The sequence below is a fragment of the Saccharomonospora halophila 8 genome (genome assembly GCF_000383775.1).
Lineage (GTDB): Bacteria > Actinomycetota > Actinomycetes > Mycobacteriales > Pseudonocardiaceae > Saccharomonospora > Saccharomonospora halophila.
In genome coordinates, this window is sequence record NZ_KB912507.1 from 12245 (window position 1) to 15519 (window position 3275).

At 72.1% G+C, this 3275-nt stretch carries 4 protein-coding genes; all 4 read right to left on the reverse strand.

The annotated features are described in order from the left end of the window. On the reverse strand, positions 1-161 hold a 161-nt coding region (locus SACHA_RS25035; protein WP_198010106.1), incomplete at its 3' end, for a biotin carboxylase N-terminal domain-containing protein. 10 nt (positions 162-171) lie between these two features. Continuing rightward, positions 172-1779: an acyl-CoA carboxylase subunit beta gene (locus tag SACHA_RS0106925; RefSeq protein WP_019808273.1), complete on the reverse strand. Its 1608-nt coding sequence runs from the start codon at positions 1777-1779 to the stop codon at positions 172-174. Then, positions 1776-2948 (reverse strand): acyl-CoA dehydrogenase family protein, encoded by a 1173-nt coding sequence (locus SACHA_RS0106930; protein ID WP_019808275.1) that lies wholly within the window; start codon positions 2946-2948, stop codon positions 1776-1778. The genes SACHA_RS0106925 and SACHA_RS0106930 overlap by 4 nt, the downstream gene beginning before the upstream one ends. Continuing rightward, on the reverse strand, positions 2945-3275 hold a 331-nt coding region (locus SACHA_RS20715), incomplete at its 5' end, for an AtuA-related protein (RefSeq protein WP_039738225.1). The genes SACHA_RS0106930 and SACHA_RS20715, both read right to left, overlap by 4 nt.

Consider the following 3275-nt stretch of genomic DNA (forward strand, 5'->3'; position numbering starts at 1 on the left):
TCGCCCGGCAGCCGCACCGCCGCGTCGGCGGCGTGCACGTGCTCGGCGTCGCGGTCGGCGTCGGAGTACACCGCGACGGTGCCGATGCCGGCCTCGGCGCAGGTGCGGAACACCCGGCGGGCGATCTCCCCGCGGTTGGCGACGAGCAGGTTCTCGATCACGTCTGGCCCCTCACATCCGGAAGACGCCGAATCCGGCGCCGTCGAACCGCGCGCCCCGGACCTCGCCGGTGTGGATCGCCGACAGGCACAGGCCCAGCACGGTACGGGTGTCCCGGGGGTCGATGACCCCGTCGTCGTAGAGCCGGCCGGACAGGAACATCGGCAGCGACTCCGCCTCGATCTGCGACTCCACCGCCTCCCGCATGGCGGCGTCGCCCTCGGCGTCGAACGCGCCGCCCCGGGCCTCGGCGGCGGCGCGGGAGACGAGGGACAGGACCCCGGCGAGCTGTTGCGGCCCCATCACCGCCGACTTGGCGCTGGGCCAGGCGAACAGGAACCGGGGGTCGTAGGCGCGGCCGCACATGCCGTAGTGGCCCGCGCCGTAGGACGCCCCGAGCAGGACGGACAGGTGCGGCACCCGGCTGTTGGACACCGCGTTGATCATCATCGCGCCGTGCTTGATGATGCCACCCTGTTCGTAGTCGGTGCCCACCATGTACCCGGTGGTGTTGTGCAGGAACAGCAGCGGCGTGTCGGCCTGGTTGGCGAGTTGGATGAACTGGGCGGCCTTCTGGGACTCCTCGCTGAACAACACCCCGCGGGCGTTGGCGAGCACCCCGACGGGGTAGCCGTGGATCCGCGCCCAGCCGGTGACCAGGCTGTCGCCGTACTCGGGCTTGAACTCGTCGAAGTCCGAGTCGTCGACCACCCGGGCCAGTACCTCGCGCGGATCGAACGGAGTCCGGAGCCCGTCGGGCACGAGGCCCACCAGCTCCTCCTCCGGGTAGCGGGGGGCGACGGCCGGGGCGGGCGCAGGCCCGGCCTTGTGCCGGTTCAGCCGGGCGACGATCCGCCTGCCGAGGCGGAGGGCGTCGGGTTCGTCGCGGGCGAGATGGTCGGCCAACCCGGAGGTGCGGGCGTGCATGGCGGCGCCGCCGAGCTCCTCCTCGTCGGCCTCCTCCCCGGTCGCCATCTTCACCAGGGGCGGGCCGCCGAGGAACACCTTCGACGCCTTCTCCACCATGACGACGTGGTCGGACATGCCGGGCACGTACGCGCCGCCCGCGGTGGAGTTGCCGAACACCAGCGCGATCGTCGGGATCCCGGCGGCGGAGAGCCGGGTGAGGTCACGGAACAACCGGCCGCCGGGGATGAAGATCTCCTTCTGGCTCGGCAGGTCCGCACCCCCGGACTCGACCAGGTTGATCACCGGCAGCCGGTTCTCCAGGGCGATGTCACAGGCCCGGAAGATCTTGCGCACCGTCCACGGGTTGCTGGCCCCACCCCGGACTGTGGGGTCGTGCCCGATGATCATGCACTCGACGCCGGAGACGACGCCGATGCCGGTGACCACACTGGCACCGACCGGGTAGTCACTGCCCCACCCGGCCAGCGGGGACAGCTCCAGGAACGGGGCGTCCGCGTCGAGCAGCAGCTCGATCCGCTCCCGCACGGTGAGCTTGCCGCGCTCGTGGTGCCGGGTCACGTACTTCTCGCCGCCCCCGGCGACCGCCTTGGCGTGCTCGGTGGCCACCTCGTCGAGTCTGCCGAGCATGGCCCGCCGGTTCGCGGCGTACTCGTCGCCGGAGACGTCCAGTGTGGAGCGCAGCACCGTCATGCCGAGTACCCCAACGTGCCCGCCGCGAGCTGGTTCATGATCTCGTCGGTACCGCCGCCGATGCCGAGGATGCGCATGTCCCGGTAGTGCCGTTCCACTTCGGACTCGCGCATGTAACCGAGTCCGCCGTGCAGCTGCACCGCCTGGTCGACCACCCACTCGCCCAGCTCGACCGCGGAGTTCTTCGCGAAGCACGTCTGGGTGATCGCGTCCTGTCCGGCGGCGTGCCGGATCGCGGCCTGGCGGGTGTAGGTGCGGGCCAGGTCGACGCGGCGGGCCATCTCCACCAGGCGGTGCTGCACCACCTGCCGGGAGATCAGCGGCCGGCCGAACGTCTCCCGGTCGCGGCACCACCGCACGGCCAGGTCCAGCGCCCGCTGCGCCGTGGCGTAGGCCTGCACCGCCAGCGAGAGCCGTTCGGTGACGAACTGGGTGGCTATCTGGGCGAACCCGCTGTTCTCCGCGCCGACCAGGTTGGCGACCGGTACCCGGGCGTCGTCGAAGGAGAGCTCGGCGGTGTCCGAGCAGTGCCAGCCCATCTTCTCCAGCTTGCGGGTCACCGTGAACCCGGGCGTGTCCCGCTCGACGACCAGCAGCGAGATCCCGTGGGCACCGTCCCCGCCGGTGCGCACGGCCGTGGTCACGAAATCGGCCCGGCAACCGGAGGTGATGAACGTCTTCGCGCCGTTGACGACGTAGTGGTCGCCGTCCCGGCGCGCGGTGGTGCGCAGGGAGGCCACGTCCGAGCCGCCGTCCGGTTCGGTGATGGCCAGGGACCCGATCTTCTCCCCCGCCAGGGTGGGCCGGACCCACGCCTGGATCTGGGCGTCGTCACCGGCCGCCGCGAGGTGCGGGAGGGCGATCCCGCCGGTGAGCAGGGAGGCGACCACACCGCCGGACCCGCCCGCCTGGTGGATCTCCTCAGTGACGGTCAGCGCGTCGAGGTAGTCGCCGCCGGAGCCGCCGACCTCCTCCGGGAAGGAGATCCCGAGCAGGCCGATCTCCCCCGCACGACGGTGCAGCGAGCGGGGCAGCTCCCCCTGCCGCTCCCACTCGTCGAGGTACGGCACGACCTCGCGCTCCACGAAGCGGCGCACCGTACCGCGGAGCTCGACCCGCTCCGGCGTGGTGAACGGATCGGCGACGCCCGTGGCGGGCTCGGAGCTCACAACAACACCTCCGGGATGTCGACGTACCGGCTCCGCAACCACTCCCCGAGGGCCTTGGCCTGCGGATCGAACCGGGACTGGGAGGCCACCCCGGCACCGAGGACGTCCCCGACGACGAAGTTGACCGCGTACAGGTTGGGCAGGACGTACCGGCGCACCGGCAGGTCGGCGGTCTCCGGCAGCAGCAGGCGCAGCGTGTCCACGGTGAGCGTGTGCGCCAGCCACCGCCAGGCGGACTCCGAACGCACCCACACCCCGAGGTTGGCGTCGCCGCCCTTGTCGCCGCTGCGGGCGCCGGCGACGTGCCCCAGCGGACGCCGCAGGCAC

Excerpts from the sequence above, each read along its gene's own strand:
- SACHA_RS0106925 (WP_019808273.1), bottom strand. The coding sequence starts at position 1,779 with ATGACGGTGCTGCGCTCCACACTGGACGTCTCCGGCGACGAGTACGCC.